Origin of the sequence: Rhodococcus yunnanensis NBRC 103083, from assembly GCF_001895005.1 — a bacterium.
GTDB classification, from domain to species: domain Bacteria; phylum Actinomycetota; class Actinomycetes; order Mycobacteriales; family Mycobacteriaceae; genus Rhodococcoides; species Rhodococcoides yunnanense.
Genome location: NZ_BCXH01000009.1, coordinates 1 through 17,180, shown reverse-complemented (window position 1 = coordinate 17,180; position 17,180 = coordinate 1). Strand labels below are relative to the sequence as shown.

At 67.3% G+C, this 17,180-nt stretch carries 13 protein-coding genes; 5 read left to right on the top strand and 8 right to left on the bottom strand.

From position 1 onward, the window contains the following. Position 1: 1 nt before the first annotated feature. The 3 genes from RY1_RS15600 to RY1_RS15590 all read right to left on the bottom strand — a co-directional run bounded on the left by RY1_RS15600 (position 2) and on the right by RY1_RS15590 (position 3,199). Positions 2-1,450 (bottom strand): aldehyde dehydrogenase, encoded by a 1,449-nt coding sequence (locus RY1_RS15600; protein ID WP_072804634.1) that lies wholly within the window; start codon positions 1,448-1,450, stop codon positions 2-4. A 62-nt stretch (positions 1,451-1,512) separates the two neighbouring features. After that, positions 1,513-2,403 (bottom strand): ROK family protein, encoded by an 891-nt coding sequence (locus tag RY1_RS15595; protein WP_072804632.1) that lies wholly within the window; start codon positions 2,401-2,403, stop codon positions 1,513-1,515. Between the two features lie 22 nt (positions 2,404-2,425). After that, positions 2,426-3,199: a class I SAM-dependent methyltransferase gene (locus RY1_RS15590; RefSeq protein ID WP_139279873.1), complete on the bottom strand. Its 774-nt coding sequence runs from the start codon at positions 3,197-3,199 to the stop codon at positions 2,426-2,428. Between the two features lie 108 nt (positions 3,200-3,307). Here RY1_RS15590 and RY1_RS15585 point away from each other — a divergent pair, with 108 nt between their 5' ends. Beyond that, entirely contained in the window at positions 3,308-4,501 is a 1,194-nt protein-coding gene (locus tag RY1_RS15585; protein WP_072804629.1) for a glycosyltransferase family 4 protein, read from the top strand. Here RY1_RS15585 and RY1_RS15580 read toward each other — a convergent pair. After that, the gene (locus RY1_RS15580) at positions 4,483-6,186 is read right to left on the bottom strand and encodes an MmpA family trehalose lipid delivery protein (protein ID WP_371829481.1); all 1,704 of its coding nucleotides are present in this window, start codon (positions 6,184-6,186) and stop codon (positions 4,483-4,485) included. The genes RY1_RS15585 and RY1_RS15580 overlap by 19 nt on opposite strands. Before the next feature lie 29 nt (positions 6,187-6,215). Between RY1_RS15580 and RY1_RS15575 the strand changes: the two genes are divergently transcribed. Further along, on the top strand, positions 6,216-7,388 hold the full coding sequence (locus RY1_RS15575; protein ID WP_072804626.1) for a polysaccharide biosynthesis protein: 1,173 nt from the start codon (positions 6,216-6,218) through the stop codon (positions 7,386-7,388). 94 nt (positions 7,389-7,482) lie between these two features. Here RY1_RS15575 and pgfA read toward each other — a convergent pair whose 3' ends face one another. Continuing rightward, positions 7,483-8,616 carry a cell envelope lipid trafficking protein PgfA gene (gene pgfA, locus RY1_RS15570; protein ID WP_072804625.1) on the bottom strand — a complete coding sequence of 378 codons (1,134 nt, stop codon included), beginning with the start codon at positions 8,614-8,616 and terminating at the stop codon, positions 7,483-7,485. A gap of 207 nt (positions 8,617-8,823) precedes the next feature. On the opposite strand from pgfA, the gene RY1_RS15565 reads away from it, so the two are divergent. Next, positions 8,824-9,969, top strand: coding sequence for an acyltransferase family protein (locus tag RY1_RS15565; protein ID WP_072804887.1), 1,146 nt, complete (start codon positions 8,824-8,826; stop codon positions 9,967-9,969). Positions 9,970-9,973: 4 nt separating this feature from the next. Here RY1_RS15565 and RY1_RS15560 read toward each other — a convergent pair whose 3' ends face one another. The 3 genes from RY1_RS15560 to RY1_RS15550 form a co-directional block, all read right to left on the bottom strand. Further along, complete coding sequence (locus RY1_RS15560; RefSeq protein WP_084727463.1) at positions 9,974-14,236, bottom strand: alpha-(1->3)-arabinofuranosyltransferase; 4,263 nt, start codon at positions 14,234-14,236, stop codon at positions 9,974-9,976. Further along, complete coding sequence (locus RY1_RS15555; RefSeq protein WP_072804623.1) at positions 14,217-14,387, bottom strand: DUF2613 domain-containing protein; 171 nt, start codon at positions 14,385-14,387, stop codon at positions 14,217-14,219. The genes RY1_RS15560 and RY1_RS15555 overlap by 20 nt, the downstream gene beginning before the upstream one ends. Before the next feature lie 107 nt (positions 14,388-14,494). Continuing rightward, complete coding sequence (locus RY1_RS15550) at positions 14,495-14,962, bottom strand: universal stress protein (RefSeq protein ID WP_072804622.1); 468 nt, start codon at positions 14,960-14,962, stop codon at positions 14,495-14,497. Between the two features lie 93 nt (positions 14,963-15,055). Between RY1_RS15550 and RY1_RS15545 the strand changes: the two genes are divergently transcribed. Together RY1_RS15545 and RY1_RS15540 are read left to right on the top strand one after the other, a co-directional pair. Beyond that, positions 15,056-16,213 carry a glycoside hydrolase family 3 N-terminal domain-containing protein gene (locus RY1_RS15545; protein ID WP_072804884.1) on the top strand — a complete coding sequence of 386 codons (1,158 nt, stop codon included), beginning with the start codon at positions 15,056-15,058 and terminating at the stop codon, positions 16,211-16,213. A gap of 71 nt (positions 16,214-16,284) precedes the next feature. Further along, positions 16,285-16,890: a TetR/AcrR family transcriptional regulator gene (locus RY1_RS15540; RefSeq protein WP_072804620.1), complete on the top strand. Its 606-nt coding sequence runs from the start codon at positions 16,285-16,287 to the stop codon at positions 16,888-16,890. The last annotated feature ends 290 nt before the right edge of the window (positions 16,891-17,180 follow it).

Sequence of the window (17,180 nt, the reverse complement as noted above, 5' to 3'; positions counted from 1 at the left end):
TTCAGCCCGCATACCCCGGCGGCATCAGGACCGACTTGAGCTCGCAGTACCCGTCGAGGCCTTCGGGTCCGCTCTCGCGTCCAATGCCGGAGTTCTTGTAGCCGCCGAACGGTGAGCCGGGGTCGAAGGCGTACCAGTTGATCGCGTAGGTGCCCGTCCTGATCTGTGCGGCGACGTCGAGTCCGTGATCGATGTCGGTGGTCCACACCGAGCCCGCGAGACCGTAGTCGGAATCGTTGGCGATCTTGATCGCTTCGTCCTCGGAGTCGTACGGGATCACCGCCAGGACCGGCCCGAAGATCTCCTCGCGGGCGATGGTCATCGAGTTGTCGACGTCGGCGAAGATGGTCGGTTCGACGAACCACCCCGTGGTCAGGCCCTCGGGACGGCCGCCGCCGAGGACCAGGCGCGCACCTTCCTCCTTGCCCTTCGCGATGTAGCCCTCGACACGGCGCCGCTGCTTCTCCGAGATCAGCGGACCGAGTTGGGTGGCAGGATCGGTCGGATCTCCCACCTTCATCGATCCGGCGCCGAGGGCCATGGCGTCGAGGATCTCGTCGTAGCGTGAACGCGGCGCGAGAATGCGGGTCTGCGCCACGCACGCCTGACCGGTGTTCATCAACCCCGACAGCAGCAGCATCGGCATCGTCGACGCAATGTCCATGTCCTCCAGCAGGATTGCCGCGGACTTGCCGCCGAGCTCGAGGGAGCACCGCTTCAGTTGCTGCGCTGCGATGGTGCCGATGGACCTGCCGACGGCGGTGCTGCCGGTGAAGGTCACTTTGTCCACCAGGGGGTGCGAGACGAGGTACTCCCCGGTCTCGGCGCCGCCGGGCAGTACCGACAGCACGCCTTCGGGGACTCCCGCTTCGGTGAAGATGTCCGCGAGCAGATTGGCTCCGAGGGGTGTTTCCGGTGCGGGCTTGAGCAGTACCGAGCATCCGGCGAGCAGTGCGGGGGCCAGCTTGTTGACGGCGAGGAACAGCGGGACGTTCCAGGCGATGACGGCGGCAACGACGCCGACGGGCTCGCGGGTGACCCGCGTCTGTCCGAACGGGCCGTGCCGCGTCTCGGTCCACGGGAACGACTCGGCCAGCTGCGTGTAGTACTGCAGAACCGCGAGCGCCGGGGTCTGCTGCAGCATCCCGACCATCGAGTGAGGCGCGCCCATCTCGTCGGAGGTCACGGCCGTCAGTGCGGCGCTACGCTCCTCGATCAGCGCGGCGACCCTACCGAGAACCTGTGCTCGTTTCGAGGGTGAGGTTCGGGCCCACGGACCCGACTCGAAGGCCGTACGCGCTGCCGCTGCGGCAGCGTCGATATCGGCGGGAGCGGCGACGGGAGTGCTCCCGACGCGCTCTTCCGTTGCGGGTGAGAAGACCTCCGCGGTCTCCTCGGTCGACGGCGCGGTCCAGTGCCCGCCGAGGAACAGCTTCGTGAAGTCGGTCATGAAACGACACTAGAACACGTTACAGAAATTGGGAAGGTGTGCGTGGAGCGTGCGAAACGACCTCAGCTGGGAGGCGACGTCGCAAGCACGGCCGCCCCCGTCAGCGTCCCCACCGCACCGAGTTCGGCAGGCACGATCTCCAGGCCGACCAAGAACTTCAGACGCGCATGCAGCGCGGCGGACTCCTGGATCGGATCCCACAGCGGCGGGCCTGCCTGCGCGAACCCACCACCGATGACGACGAGGTTCACATCGACCAGGGCTGCCGCCGACGCAATCGCCTGGCCGAGAGCGACGCCCGCTCGCTGCAACGTCGTGATCGCGACGACGTCACCTTCCTGGGCGGACTTGGCCAGCTCGGCGCCGGTGGACCCGAGCCACCCCTGCTCCTGCGCCCAGCGCACCGCCGACGGCCCGCTCGACACGGTCTCCACGCAGCCGAGGCCGCCGCACGTACAAGGCGTCGTCGAACCGGGGACGACCATGTGCCCGATGTGCCCCGCATTACCGCTCCTGCCGTGCACGATCTCGCCGCCGAGTACCAGGCCGCCGCCGATACCGGTCGACACGACGAGGCTGAGGACGTCGTCGACTCCGCGAGCTGCGCCGAACTTGTGCTCACCGAGCGCCGCGCACCCGCCGTCCATCGCGATGGACGTCGAGGCGTCGGGGAACTGTTGCCGAACCGCGTCGGCGAGGCCGAATCCGTTCTTCCACTCCGGAATGTTGATGGGTGCGACGGAGCCGGCGAGCGTGTCCACCGGGCCTGCGCATGCGATGCCGATCCTGTCGACGTCGGAGCCGACGGCCACCGCATCGAGAAGTTCGGAGCAGGCATTCCAGACGTCGCTCTCCGGCGTCGGGACTGCCAGTGCCTCGCCTGGGCGTCCGTCGTGGCCGACGACCGCCGCGGTCATCTTCGTTCCCCCGATGTCCAATGCGAGCGCTGTCATCGTTCCAACGTAGCTTCCCGGTTCACCGAGCGCGCAGAACCACCACGAGATTGCTGGCGAGTAGTTCACGCACACCGGGGATGCGGATGAGCCACCACGCCCAGCGTGGGTGATAACGCGGGAAAGCCGCGAGCAGAGTGCCACCGGAAGTGCTTCGCGCCCACCGTAATCCGTCGGCAGCACCGATGTCGAAGAGCGATTCCCCGAACAGATTCTTCGGTGGACGACCGTGCGTGCGCAGGTATCGCGCCGCGGCGTACTTGCCACCGAGGTAGTGCCACGGCCGGGTTTCGTGGCCGCCGAACGGGCTCAGCCACAGCGTGTACGACAACACCATCAACCCGCCCGGCTTGGTGACGCGAAGCATTTCCTCGGCCATCGTCCACGGTTCGCGAACGTGCTCGGCGACGTTGGACGAGAAGCAGATGTCGACGCTGTCGTCGAGGAAGGGCAGCGCCATTCCCGAACCCCGCACACTGCCGTGCACCGTCAACCCTGCGGCGTGCATCTCGGACGCATCGGGCTCGACCGGGATGTAGCGAGCTCCGCGGCCCAGGAACACCTGGGCGAAGTACCCGGGCCCGCCGCCGACGTCCATTACGACGCGACCCTGCAACTCGTCGCCGGTCAGGCCCTTGTAGAGGTCGCCGATCAGCTCGACGGAGTCCCGAGCGAGTGCACCGTAGAAGATGTCGGGGGCGGACTGTTCGTGCCCGAAATCGCGGAGCAGGCTCACCGAGCGGCCGAGCGTCGCACGCGCGGCGAACAGCCTGGTGACGTTCCGGACTGTGCGCACGAGCAAGAAGACTAGGCGAGGGCGCCATGTCGGCCCGTCGCGGGGCTGGGCGAACCGCTAAGGTGTCTTCGAAGTTCATGTACACGGCCGCGATGGGGGACGGATTCTGTGCGCGAGGTGTTGTTGCTGTGCTGGCGCGATACCGGCCATCCACAGGGGGGCGGTAGTGAGCGTTATCTGGAGCAGGTCGGTGCGGGCCTGGCGAGGCTGGGTGTCAAGGTGACGCTGCGGACGGCATCGTATCCGGGTGCTCCGGCGGAAGAATGGGTCGACGGCATTCGCATCAGTCGGGCGGGCGGGCGGCTGGGCGTCTACCCCCGCGCGTTGGCCGCGATTCTGGCAGGCCGCGTCGGATTCGGTCCTCTCCGCGGCATCAGGCCCGACGCGGTGGTCGACACGCAGAACGGCATTCCCTTCTTCTCGCGTCTGGTCTCGGGTGCTCCGGTGACCCTGCTGGTCCACCATTGCCACCGCGAACAGTGGCCCGTGGCAGGTCCGCTGATGGCGAAGCTCGGCTGGTGGCTCGAAAGTGCGGTGTCGCCGCGGGTGCACCGCCGCAACCAGTACCTGACGGTGTCGCTGCCGTCGGCGGACGAGCTGGTCACGCTCGGGGTGGACCGCGGCCGCGTGGCCGTCGTACGCAACGGTGTGGACGCCCTACCCGCGACCACGCCCGAGGACGTCAGGTCGGCGCACCCGTCGCTGTCCGTGCTCTCACGCCTGGTGCCGCACAAGCAGATCGAGGACGCCCTCGCTGCCGTCGCCGCATTGCGGCTGCGCATTCCGAACCTCCATCTCGACGTCATCGGCGGCGGCTGGTGGGAAGAGAATCTGCGAGACCGCGTCGACGAGCTCGGCATTCCCGACGCGGTGACCTTCCACGGACACGTCGACGAGCGGCGCAAACACGAGCTGCTCGGACGTTCCTGGGTGCACGTGATGCCCTCGCGCAAGGAGGGTTGGGGGCTGGCGGTCGTCGAGGCGGCCCAGCACGGTGTGCCGACGGTCGGATACCGCAGTTCCAAGGGACTCACCGACTCGATCATCGACGGCGTGACGGGCCTGCTCGTCGGTTCCGAAGGCCGTGACCGCGACGTGCCGGCGCTGACCGACGCCATCGCCGGGCTGCTGCTCGACGCCGAGGTACGCGACGACCTGGGTGAGAAGGCGCGGGTCCGTGCCCGCGAATTCTCGTGGGAACAGTGCGCGAACGAGGTGCACAGCGTGCTGGAGGCATCGGTGTCGGGATCCCACGTGTCGGGGCTGGTGTCGCAGGCGCTGCCTCAGCCGATTCGGCGATAGGCGAGGACGCCGAGCCCGCCGACAACCATCGCGATCCAGACGATGTGCGCTGCGCCCACGGCCCAGTCGTGTCCCGAACCCTGTCCCGATCCCTGATCCGCCGGGTCGCCGGGGACCCGGTAGAGCGCCAACTCGTCGTCGGCGAACACCGGCTCCAGCTGGTCGAGAGTCGCCTGCGAATCGCCGAGCTGCCCCGGCGTCGTACGTTCCACCAGGACCCAGCCGACGCCGAGCTCGGTGAGACGATCGGCCGCACCGCCCGCCGACAGGACCGCTTCGACGGCTTCGGCGCGCGCCCCTTCACCGCGAACGGTCCCGCCCGCGACGACGAGTTCGCCTGTCTGCAGCACGTCGAGCGGGAGCATGCGCGGCGCCGGGTCGAGCACGGGCACGTCGCCGCTGTACGGAAAGAGCCGAAACGTCCCCGCGGGTAGAACCGCGACATCGCCGCTCCGGCCGTCCAGTTCGGCGGCGACCGATGCCCACGACGACGGATACTCGACGGGTTCCAACTGCCCTGCGACGCCCCACACCAGGTCGGGAAGCGCGATCACCACTGCCAGGATCGCTGCGACCGCAGGCAACCACGCGTTGCGCAGTTTCACACCGGCCCAGGTGACGCCTGCCGCCGCGGCGAGCGCGTAGAACGGCATGGCGAGCGCGACCCACTTCTGGCTGTCGCGCAGCAGCCCTGCCCCCGGCACGTCCGTCGCCGCCCATTCGCCGAGCCGCAGACCGAGCGCGGTCGCCCCGAGCGCAGGACCGACGACAGCGACGACGGCGATCGAACCGAGCGCGAGAACGACGGGATGTCGCCGGCGACGCCAGAGCGGAACGATTCCGAGCGCGACGACGGCCAGCAGCAGCACTGTGCCGACGACGGCGAACAGCGACGTCCTCGTCGTCGGTACCGCGTCGGCGTTCCAGATTCCGCCGAGGCCCGCGAGGCTGCCGATCGTCCCGAGTCCCGGTTCGGCTCGCGCGGCGAACGCTGCGACTCCGGCCGGGTCGGTGCCCACTGCGCCGCCGCCCGAGACCGCCGTCGCGACCAGCCACGGCAGGGACGCGGCGGCGGTGAGCGCGAACGCGATCGAAAGTCTGCGGGCCGAGCCGGCCACGCGTACACAGGCCACGCATACACCGGCGGCGAATCCGCACAGCAGCACACCGGTCGGCGTGAGACCGGCAACCGCGAGACACACCGCGAGCGGAGCCCACCGGCCGGTGCGTACGAGCGTGAGCGCCGCGGTGACCGTCCACGGCAGAGCCGCGTACCCGACCAGCAGGCTCCAATGCCCCTGCAGCAGCCGCTCGGCGACGTAGGGGTTCCAGATCGCCACCGCCGAGGCGGTCAGCAGCGCAGGCGTGCCCGACGACGGGAGCACAGCGCGGGCCATCCTCGCGGCTCCCCAGCCGGCGAACCAGAGCGCCAGCAGCAGAATCGCTTTGACGACGATGCCGCCGTCGACGACGGTCGAGGCCGCCGCCACGAATGCATCCTGCGGGACGGCACGGGCCGCAGCATCGGTGGTGCCGAGCGCGGCGTCGGTCAGGTACGAGCGGGGTGTGCTGACGGCGTCGCGCAGCAGGAGGTAACCGGGCCCGAGCAGGGGACCGAGAATCGCGAGCGCGAGGATCAGGCTGAACGCTGCCGGTGCGACCGTCCGGCCGCGCTGCGTCCACACCACCCACGGGACCCTATACCGTGTCCTACATGCCGTCTCGCACCGTCAGTACCTCGGCGGTCGCGGGCATGACGATGGTCACGGCCGGTTCGATGGCTGCCAACGCCGCCTCGTACCTCCTCCACTTGCCCGCCAGTCGGTTGCTCGGCGTCACGGGGTACGGCGAGTTCGCCAGCCTTCTCGCAGCTCAACTCGTGCTGGCTGTTCCGGCGCTCGCCGTGCAGTCGGTCGTCGCGCGTGAGGTGGTGCGCGGCCGGGGAAGCGCCGAACTTCGTACTCTCGGATACCGATCCGCCGCGGTGGTCGCGGTGCTGGCACTCCTGCTCGCGCCTGCCGTGGCCTTCGCGCTGGACACCGGGGTACTGGCGACCGCGTCGGCGCTCGTCGTCGCACCGGTGCTGGTGCTCCTCGCGACGGAGCAGGGATTGCTGCAGGGCACAGCTCGATTCGGCAGGCTGAGTGTCGTTCTCGCCGCGGCCGGAGTCGGCAAGGTCGCACCCGCGGTCGTCGTACTGGCGTTCGGCGGCGGGCCGGGGATCGTGTTGGCGGCGAGCGCCGTCGGGACGGCGTTGGTGGCGATCGGGGCGCGGCTCGCAACCGATGCGACACCGGGCCACTCGACGACCACGCTCAGCGTCGCGTCCGTTCTCGGGGCGTCGCAGGTCCAGTTGGCGCTGATCGGGTTGTCCGCAGTCGATCTCGTGCTCGCCAAGGCGCTGCTCGACGCCGAACAAGCAGGCTTGTACGCACTCGGCGCCGTTGCGACGAAGGCGGCGTTCTGGCTGCCTCAGGCCGTCGGCGTCGTGCTGTATCCGCGGATGGCGAATCCTGCGCAATCGGCCTCTGCTGTCCGGTCGGCGCTGGCCGTGGTGGCCGGAATCGGCGCGGTGCTGGTCGCCGGCTGCGCCGTGGCTGCGCCGCTGTTGCCGGTCGTCGTCGGGGAGGCATACGCGCCGGTGCAGGGCTATGTGTGGATCTTCGCGTTGCAGGGCGCGGCTCTCGCGGTGGTGCAGAGCGGAATGCTGTGGGCCATCGCGGGCAACAGAACTCGGCTGGCGATGATCGGGTGGATCGGTCTGGCCGTCGAGGTCGTGCTGCTGCTGACGGTGGCCTCGACGGTGCTGCAGTTCGTCGTCGTCGCGGCATCGGTTGCCTCTGCCTGCGCCGTCGTGATGAGCGTCGTGGCTCTGACCCGGGCTTGAGACTGCAGGCGTGAGAGTCGTCGGTCCTACGAAAACCGGATGGCGCGGGGCGAGTGAAATTCACTCGCCCCGCGCCATCCGGGGTTGTTCGTGATCAGTCCTTGGAGAGATTCGTGCGTGGGATGACCTCGGTCTGATCCGTCGTCCAGTCGCGGCCTCGTGGTTCGGTGGGAGCTGCGTATCCGCCGCCGCCGTCCGTCTCGCGAGGTCCGCCGGTGGTGGCCGGCCGACGAGGGCCGTTTCCGCCGCGCACGCCGAGGATGATGCCGGCGATCAGCGCGATGACACCGAGAACGGCCGCGATGATCGGCACTGTGCGACCGAACAGCGAGAGCGTGTCCTGACCGTCCTTGGCCTGCTGGATCTGGTACTCGACAGTGTTCTCGTCGAACGTGATCGGTGCGTTGAGCACGTCGACCTCGGACGTGCCCGCCGTGCGCGAGTAGTACTGGTGCACCTGCTCTTCACCCTTGACGATGACGCCGGTCTCCGGCTCGACCCACACGGTGCGCTTGTTCTCGTACCAGCGAGTCATCGTGACCGGGTCTGCGCCGCCCTCGACGCCCCACGTCGAGGCAGGCAGTGTGACCCTGTTGGTCGGAATGTTGACCACCGAGGCCAGGTCGACGGGACCGACCGTCTGCTCGTACTTGTACACCTTGGTGCCGTTGATCTCCGTCTCCTCGACGAAGTCGATGTCCTTCGATGCGCGTGCATTGATATCGAAGAACGGGTAACTGGTCTGCTCGGCTCCGAACGGGAACTTGTACTGCAATCCGGTGTGGCGGACTTCCTCGGCCGGCTTGTCGCCCTGCACCTGGATGGTTCCGATGGGATCCTCCACGGGAAGCGAGCTGACGCGGTCGATGGTGACGCGGTCGACGCTCGCGGTGAGGAGGCCGGTGTCGCCCTGTTTGTCACTGCGGCGCAGCGTCTGTCCGGCCTGCAATGTCATCTCGTCCGCGTTGGACGGATCCTCGACGGTGACGAATCGCTGCGACACCAGGGGGACGTTCTCGTCGACCTGTGCGCGGCCGGCCGCCAACGACGCCGCGTTCAACACGCTGCCGGAGCCGGTCGATACCGTCGTGACTTCCAGATCGAGCGGCGTCTTCTCGAGGCGAGAGACGGTATAAGTGGGAATGAGAATTGCCGCAACCAGCAGGAATGCGCCCAAACCAACGAGTGCGAGGGCGAGAATCCGGCTCGGCCCTGAGCGCTCCGCCATGTGAGAATCTCCTTAGTCTTAAGTCCCGGCGCGCCCCTGCTTCCACCCCCGACAAGTCGAGGAGAATCGAAACCTCGACCTGGAGTGTCCGATTGGAATCGCCACGTCGCTGGTGACAGTAACAGTGATCACGTCGCGCAGTCTCGGGCACGCCCGAGGATGGTCGACATTCACCATGAAGCGACCAGGATGCTGTACTGGTCGACGATGAACACATCGATCGAGGCCTTGCCGCGCGCCGTCGTGCCGCTTCGTGGCTTCATACCGTCGCTCGAAGGGATGCGCGCGTTCGCGGCTCTCGGGATCATCGTCACGCACGTGGCTTTTCAGACCGGCGTGGCGAGTTCACCGATCATGGGCCGAATCTGGGGTCGGTTCGACCTCACCGTCGCGCTGTTCTTCGCGTTGTCGGGGTTTCTGCTGTGGCGACCGCACGCCGCCCAGGCGCGCGGGCTCGGGCAGGCTCAGCCGGTGCTGCGATACCTGTGGTCGAGGGCGGTGCGCATTCTCCCCGCCTACTGGGTCGTCGTGACGCTCGTGCTGTTGTTCCTGCCGAACACCGGCAGCAGTTGGCGGGTGTGGGTGGCCAATCTGTCGCTGTCACAGGTGTTCATGCCGTTGACGTTGACCGAGGGCATGACGCAGATGTGGTCTCTGTCGGTCGAGGTGTCGTTCTACCTGCTTCTCCCCGTGTTCGCGTTTCTGATGCTGCGCCTGCGCGGCGCCGCCGCACGCGCGCGGCGGCCGCTGTTGTTCGTGGTGGCGGCAGCGAGTCTGTGTTGGGCGTTCGTACCGGTACCGACGCCCGATGCGATCCATCACGACAACTGGCTCCCGGGTTACTTCGCCTGGTTCGCGGCAGGAATGTTGTTGGCGGAGTACTCGACGAGCGAGGAGACATGGGCCCACCGGCTCGCCGCGCGTCGGGCACTGTGCGCGGCGATCGCGATCGTGGCATTCGCATTGTCGGCGACGGCCCTTGCCGGCCCACAGGGTCTGGTGCGTCCGGCGGCGTGGCAGTTCGAGGTGAAGATCGTGCTCGGCGCGATTCTCGCGTTCGCACTGTTGGCGCCGCTCGTGTTGGCCGACACGCACCGTCACCGGATTCTCGAGCATCCGGTGACACTTGCTCTCGGCCGCTGGTCGTACGGAATCTTCATCTGGCACCTGGTGATACTTGCGATGGTGTTCCCGGTGTTCGGCATCATCCCGTTCTCCGGGCATTTCGTGCTGGTGCTGTGTGTGACCACCGCGCTGTCGATTCCCGTCGCGGCCGCCAGTTATGCGCTCGTGGAGGAGCCGTCGCGGCGTGCGCTCCGCACCCGTGAGCGCATGGGTAACGGCCGGGCCTGACCCCTCACGTACGGGTCCGTAGGGCACCCACGCCCACCGCGACCAGCGCGATCAGTGCCGCCAGCTGGATCAGGTAGGAATGGCCCACGTATCCGTCGGCTGCGCGCCAGGGTCCCTTGGACAGCAGGGCCATCGCGAGGAGGGTCGCAGTTCCTGCGGTACCGACGAGAACCCGGGCCTCGGCGGCAGGCCCGTATCGGTGCGCTGCGACGCGGGCGATCGAGCCAACGGCGGCGGTGACCACGATTCCGGCGATGCCCGCGACGACGAACGACGCCGCCGCGAGCGCGACCCATCCGAGCACGCTCGCTCGCCATGCGCGCGGAGCCGGGTCGCCGGTCGGCCTACTGCGACGGAACACGAAGAACGTCAACGGAATCAGCAGAAGCAGGCCGCCGAATATCCCGAGCCGGTACCACGTGTCCGACGGGAAATCGAGTGTGACGGTCCCCGTGGTTCCCGCGGGCACGACCCATCCCTGCTGCCACCCGTTCACGACGACCGGCTTCAGCTCCGTCCCGTCGGACGCCGTTGCCACCCAACCGATGTTGTTGCTCTCCGGCACCACCAGTAGCTGATCCGTCGCCGCCTCGCCGATGTCGATCTCGCGGTGGTCGGCAGTCCATGCGGTGGTCGACGCGGCGACGGGTGCCGAGCTGGTCGCACTGAGCGCAGGAACAGGCATGGTGCGCAACCGAATTCCGTCGACGAAGAACGCAGCACCAGGATCTACGACGACGTCCTGCTCGCCGTGGGGCAGTGCTATCGGGTTCAGAGTCTCGTTCGGCACGGGAAAGATGCCCTCGCACAGCGTCGCCTGCAGCGGCTCGCCCGAGCGGAACTGCGCAGCCGTCGCGGTCACCGATGCGCGGACGGTCTGGCCTGCGATCGAGACGACCGGGCCGACGTCGCATCCGACGGTGATTTCGCGGCTCTCGTCCAGCGGAGTTCCGACCTCGCGCCCGCCGGAGAGAACCGTCACCTCGGCGAGGCCGGGAGGTTGGGGGAGAACGAATCCGAGCGAATTCTTGTCCAGCACGTCCTTCCAGTCGACGAGCGAGAGCACGATGCGGCTCGTCACCCGTGGTTCGAGCTCGACGGTCGTCGCGCCGTCGGCGTCGACCTCGCGAACCTGCGGTCCGCCGCCCAGATTGACGGCGACGGTCGTCGGGTGGGCGGGCAAGGTGCCGAGGCTCGGTGTCAACGTGAGGCCGTCGACGAGTGTCGGCTCGGGCAGATCGATGGTCAGTGTCGGTTGTGTCCCCGCCTGCGACCGAATGCTCTTCTCCGGCGCGGTCCACGAGGTGCGCTCGTCGCCGTCGGTGGCCGCGAACGCCGACCCGTGCAGATCGCCGACGTCCGAGGCACCGCGCGCCGACGGCCTTCCCGGTTGGGACAGAAGAGCTTCCAGCTCCGGGCTCTGCCGGGTCCGCAAGGTCAGTTCGGGAAGCACGGCGGTACCTTCGGGCACCGACAGTGTTCGGGAGAATCTACCGAGTTCCTCCGGTGCCTGCGACAGTCCGCTGCTGCAGCGGATGCGATCGGCGGTGTCGAGGCATCCTGGCCGGCCGGGGAATTCCTGGCCGAGCTCCCATGCCGTGACCTCGGCGCCGTCGTGTACGGCGGGCAGTACGGCCCGGTGGACGATCGATACCTGCTGGGGCGCATCACGATTCGAATAGTCCTCGACCGAGAGTTCGCTGATCCCGAACTGGCTTCCCCTCGTTCCATCGACCGTCGACTTGGCCGTCACGCGCAGCCACGGCGTCGAACCGCCCGGAAGCGAGACCGTGATCGGATCGCCCGGTTTGTCGATCCGTGCTGCAGTGCTTCCGTTGGGGGTGGTGATCTCGAGCCATTTCACCGGATCCCCGATGGTGCCGGGGCTGGTACGTAGGTGGAGCAGGCCGTCGCGCACCGGTGTGTCGAAGTCGAGCTGTATCCATTGTCCGACCGCGCTTTCGATGCCGTTGGACACCCAGCCCGTGGCCAGGTCACCGTCGACCACGGCGGCGACGCCACTGCCCGGTTTGGTGCCGCCGATCTGGGTGGAATCCGACGCCGAACTCGACGCGGTGATACGGGCGCCTTCCCATTCGCCGTTCACGGTGTCGGCGCCGTAGAGCGGATAATCGGCGACGTCGTTGAGCGAACGCCTCGGCTCGTCGACCGAGCGCAACGCCGAACTGTGGTTGTCGACCTGCCCGAAATCGGTCTCCCGATTCATCGGAGTGTCCGTCACCGTGACCTTGTCGACGTCGATCCCCGCGGCTGCAGCGTCGGACGCGAGCAGCACTGGCCCGGCGGGAACCGGGTCCGGAACGCCGGCGTTCCGCTGGGAATTCAAGCGCTGCAGCGATTCCGGTCCACCCTGCACGAACGGGACTCGATCGAGGTCGACGGTGTACGGGCCGGACACCGACGCAGTCGATTCGACGGCGTAAATCTCGACGGGGGGATACGACGGTCGGAGATCACCGTCGACGGTGAAGCCCTCCACCGTGCCGGTCGTGATCTCCTTGCCGAACTCGGCGACGCGCGTGAGGCCGGGGGAGCCGTCGAGTGCGGCGTGAACCTGCACCGGACGCGTCGATCGTGACGTCTCTGGTTCGAGATCGTTGCGCACCACGACGTACCCGATTCCCTGCCCCCGCAACGTATCGGCAAGCCCGAGCGAGGGGGTGCCGTCGGCGATGAGTCGTTGCACCGAATCCAGTGCGCGAATGGCGCCGGGCGGGGTCAGTGGAACCGAATCACGAACAGCCCAGGGAGTGGTCGCGAGCGCCTGCAACGGTTCGTCGCGCGTGAGGCCCCACGTCTGCAGTGCGAAAGGCGCACCGGGGACGACGAGCGCGCGTTCGGCGTCGGACCCGTCGGGCGATGATCCCGACGCGTGATCGGTGAGCCAGTCCGCGGCGTCGTGCCAGTAGTCCGGGATGGATTCGTATGCTCCCCGAGGGGCGAGCTTGCCGGTCCATGCGAGCGAGGTCGAGAACGTCAGAGCGACGAGCACGAGACCGGCGACGGCCGTCATCTTCTCGCGCTCCGGGTGTGCGATGGCCCGACGCCATCGGGCTGCGGGCACCGAACCGGGTAGCGGAACTTGTGCCAGAAGGTGAGCCAGACCGAGCACCAACGGAATTCGAACGACGGGCTCGAGTTTGTGGACGTTGCGCAGCGGAGCGCCTGCGGTGTCGAGGAACATGCGGACCGTGTCGGCGACCGGTGAGCCGAGCTCGCCGACATATCCCGCCGTCAGCCCGAGGATGCCGACGAAGAGCATGATCGTGAGGCGTCCGCGCGCAGGCATCGATCGCATGGCCAATCCGGCGATACCGGCTGCCGCGATGACCCCGGTAGCGACGACGGCGGCCGGCTGGGTGACCAGGACTGCGCCCGCCACGCGCTCGGGTGAGACGAACGGGGTCCAACTGGAGGTTCCGCGAAGGATTTCCGCCAGCGACGCCCACTGCGTCGTGGTACCCGAGGATTCGATGTAGTCGAGGAACGGCGGACTGACGCGCCCGAGAAGCAGAAGCGGAACCATCCACCACAGCGTCGCGAGCACGAGGAACCCGGCCCACCAGCCGGAGAAGACGACCCAGCGTCTGTTCGGTCGGTGACACAGCACCCAGATCACCCCGACGAGGCAGGCCGCGGCGGTGGCGACCGCATTGACCGCACCCATCAGAGCGACGGCGAGCGCGGACTGGGCGGCGAGTCGGCGAAGCGGCGGTGACTCGCTCTGGAAAGCGCGGACGATGGGAATCAGCACCCACGGCGCCAGCATCATCGGCATCGTCTCCGAGGAGATCGACGCCAGCGTGGTGATGACGCGGGGGGAAAGAGCGAACGCGCACGCGGCGATGATCCGTGAACTGCGGCTGCCGATTCCGAGAGCCTCGGCGAGCCGGACGATGCCCCAGAACCCGGCGATCAGCAGCAGAGCCCACCAGATGCGCTGCGTCACCCACGGCGGAATCGACAGAACGTCACCGAGCGCGAAGAACGCTCCGTGCGGGAAGAAGTAGCCGTAGGCCTGGTTCTGCACCTGGCCGAGCGGTGCCTGAGATGTCCACTGATGCGACGCACGAGCCAGAAAACCGAGAGGATTCTGGGTCAGGTCGTACTTGGTGTCTGCAACGGTGTATCCGGGAATCTGCAGAAAAGTGAGAACGAACGCCAGGGCGGAGACGCCGAGCAGCCACCTACGACCGAGTGGTTCGGTGGAGATCGATGCGGGAGCGTCAGCGGCTGCCGTACTCAACCTGGTTCAACAACGAGGAATCGGCGTTTCCGGAACGGTCGATGTCGGGGCGAGTGTTCTCCGCCGCGGCCGCAGTCACTCCGAACACGACGCCTGCACCCAATACCGCGCCGACTACCGCAGCAACAACTCCCGGGACAGCGAACTTCATCTCGGTTCTCCACTTTCGTCGACAAGGACTCACGGTGCGACGGCCGGCAATCCCCGCGCGCGGATCACGGTATCACCCGAAGGCCGCGGCGCCAGGGTGCACGCGCCCTACTTGCCGGGCGGAACGATCAAGACCGGCCGGTGGCTGTGGCGCAGCACATGATCGGCGACCGAACTCTGGAGTAAGGAACGAAGTCCGGTGGTGCCGCGGGTGCCGGTGACGATGATGTCGGCGTTCACGTCGTCGGCCTTCTCGACGATGGCGCTCCATATTGCCGTCGTACATTCGGCGCAGTGGCCTTCCACGTCGAGGCCCGCCAGTTCGGCGAGCGCGACGCCCTCGTTGTTGGTGACCTTGGCGTCGGTCAGCGCTACGTCCTCGGCTGTGTCGTCGGGAACCCATTCCGGCTGCATGACGCCGGAGAGCCCCGACATGCGGGCTGCCTGACGGACCATCGGCTCCCATGCCGTGACGACGACGGCACGATGCGTCGTCAGGAATCGGCCGGCGTACTCGATGGCTCGCTTGGCGTTGTCGGACCCGTCGTAGGCGATGAGTATGAGGTCTGCAGGCATCGAAAGTCCCTCCTGATGTCGCTTTTGTCCTAGGTTAGTCCCAGGCGCCTCGATTTCGCGGACGTTGGCAGTCGGCTACGGTCGAGCATCATGATGAAGTTCCGTTCGCCCGTTCCCGTCCTCGCCGTGGTGTTGGGGGTCGGGTTCATCGCTGGGTGCAGTAGCAAGGCTCCCGAGGCGGCTCCGGTAGCCACCTCCGCTGCCGCACCGACCACCCAGGCGACGACGGAACTGCCTCCGCCCCCGGTGGACGCCTGTGCGAGCTTCGTCGGAACGCTCACCGAGCGGCAACGGCTCGCCCAATTGTTGACCGTCGGCGTCACCGGAACCGCGGACGCCGTCGACATCATGGAACGCGAACAGGTAGGCGGCATCTTCATCGGTAGCTGGACCGATTCGTCGACGCTGGCCAACGGTGAAGTACCCCAGATCGACGAGGCAGCGCAGGTGCCGCCGATGGTGACGATCGACGAAGAGGGCGGCAGGGTCTCCCGCGTCGAAGACCTGCTGGGAACCGACCCGTCGGCTCGCGAGACGGCCCAGACGATGAGCGTCGACGAGACGTACCAGATGGCTCTCGAACGTGGCCTCGGTCTGAAGGATCTCGGGGTGACGGTCGATTACGCACCGGTCGTCGATGTCAGCAGCCAGCCCGACGACTCGGTGATCGGTGACCGTTCCTACTCCTCCGATCCGAAGGAGGTGATCGCGTATGCCGGTGCCTACGCACAGGGACTGCGCGATGCAGGTATCCAACCGGTCCTCAAGCATTTCCCCGGTCATGGATCGGGCTCGGGCGACTCGCACACAGGTGCGGTCACGACGCCTCCCATCGAGCAACTCAGGCAATCCGATCTGCTTCCGTACAACGCGCTGTCGCAGACGGGTGTGGGAATCATGGTCGGGCATCTGGACGTGCCGGGACTGACGGATCCGGGTGTGCCGGCGAGCATCAGCCCTGCAGCGATGTCGTTGCTGCGCGAGGGCGTCGGCTACGGCGCCGCGCGGTTCACGGGACCGATCTTCACCGACGATCTCAGTGGCATGGCCGCGATCACCGATCGGCTCGGAATCGTCGCGGCCGTCGAAGCGGCTCTGGTGGCAGGCGCGGACGTTGCACTGTGGCTGACGACCGACGACGTGCCGCAGGTTCTCGACAATCTCGAAGATGCCGTCGCCACCGGCAGGCTGCCAGCTGCGCAGGTCGACGCGTCGGCTGCCACAGTCGCGCGGTTCAAAGGCGCCTGCTAGATTTCCGTTGCCGCCTCCGGCGTCCTTACCGTGGAGTAAGATCGTGTGTTCGACATCGGTTTGGAGGACAGATGGCTGGAGGCACCAAAAGATTGCCCCGTGCCGTCCGTGAGCAGCAGATGCTCGACGCGGCGGTCGATGTCTTCTCCGACAACGGGTTCCACGAGACATCGATGGACGCGATCGCCAAGAAGGCTGCGATCTCCAAGCCCATGCTGTACCTCTACTACGGATCCAAGGACGAACTGTTCGCCGCCTGCATCCACCGCGAAGGCGTCAAATTCGTCGAAGCCATGACACCCGCCGCGGATCCGTTGCTGACCCCGCGCGAACAGCTGCGCAGCGCACTTCTCGGGTTCCTCGGATTCGTCGGTGAACACCGGAAATCGTGGATGGTGCTGTACCGCCAGGCGATCGGTCAGACGGCCTTCGCCTCGCAGGTCCAGAGCAGCCGTGATCGGTTGATCGAACTCACCGCGGGCCTGCTCGAAATGAGCACCAAAGACCCCGATCCGGGCCAGAATTTCGCACTGATGGCCGTCGCCCTCGTCGGAGCCGGTGAAGCCGTCGCCGACCGCGTCGCCGGTGGCGAAATCGAGGTCGACGCCGCTGCCGATCTGCTCGAAAACCTCGCCTGGCGCGGTCTCGCGGGCAAGAAAACCGCGCCGACGGTGTGAACACCTCGGGGGGGGTGGACCGAATGTCACCTTCGCTCGCTTTGGGGGTGACCGGATGTCACCTTCGCTCGCTTTGGGGTGACCGAATGTCGCCCTCGCACACTCTGAGTGACTGGGTGTGCCATTCGCTCACTCTGAGGTGACCGGATGTGACATTCGCTCAGTCTGAGGTGACCGGATGTCGCCCTCGCACACTCTGAGTGACTGGGTGTGCCATTCGCTCACTTTGGGGTGACCGAATGTGACATTCGCACACTTTAAGGTGACCGAATGTCGCCCTCGCTCACTCT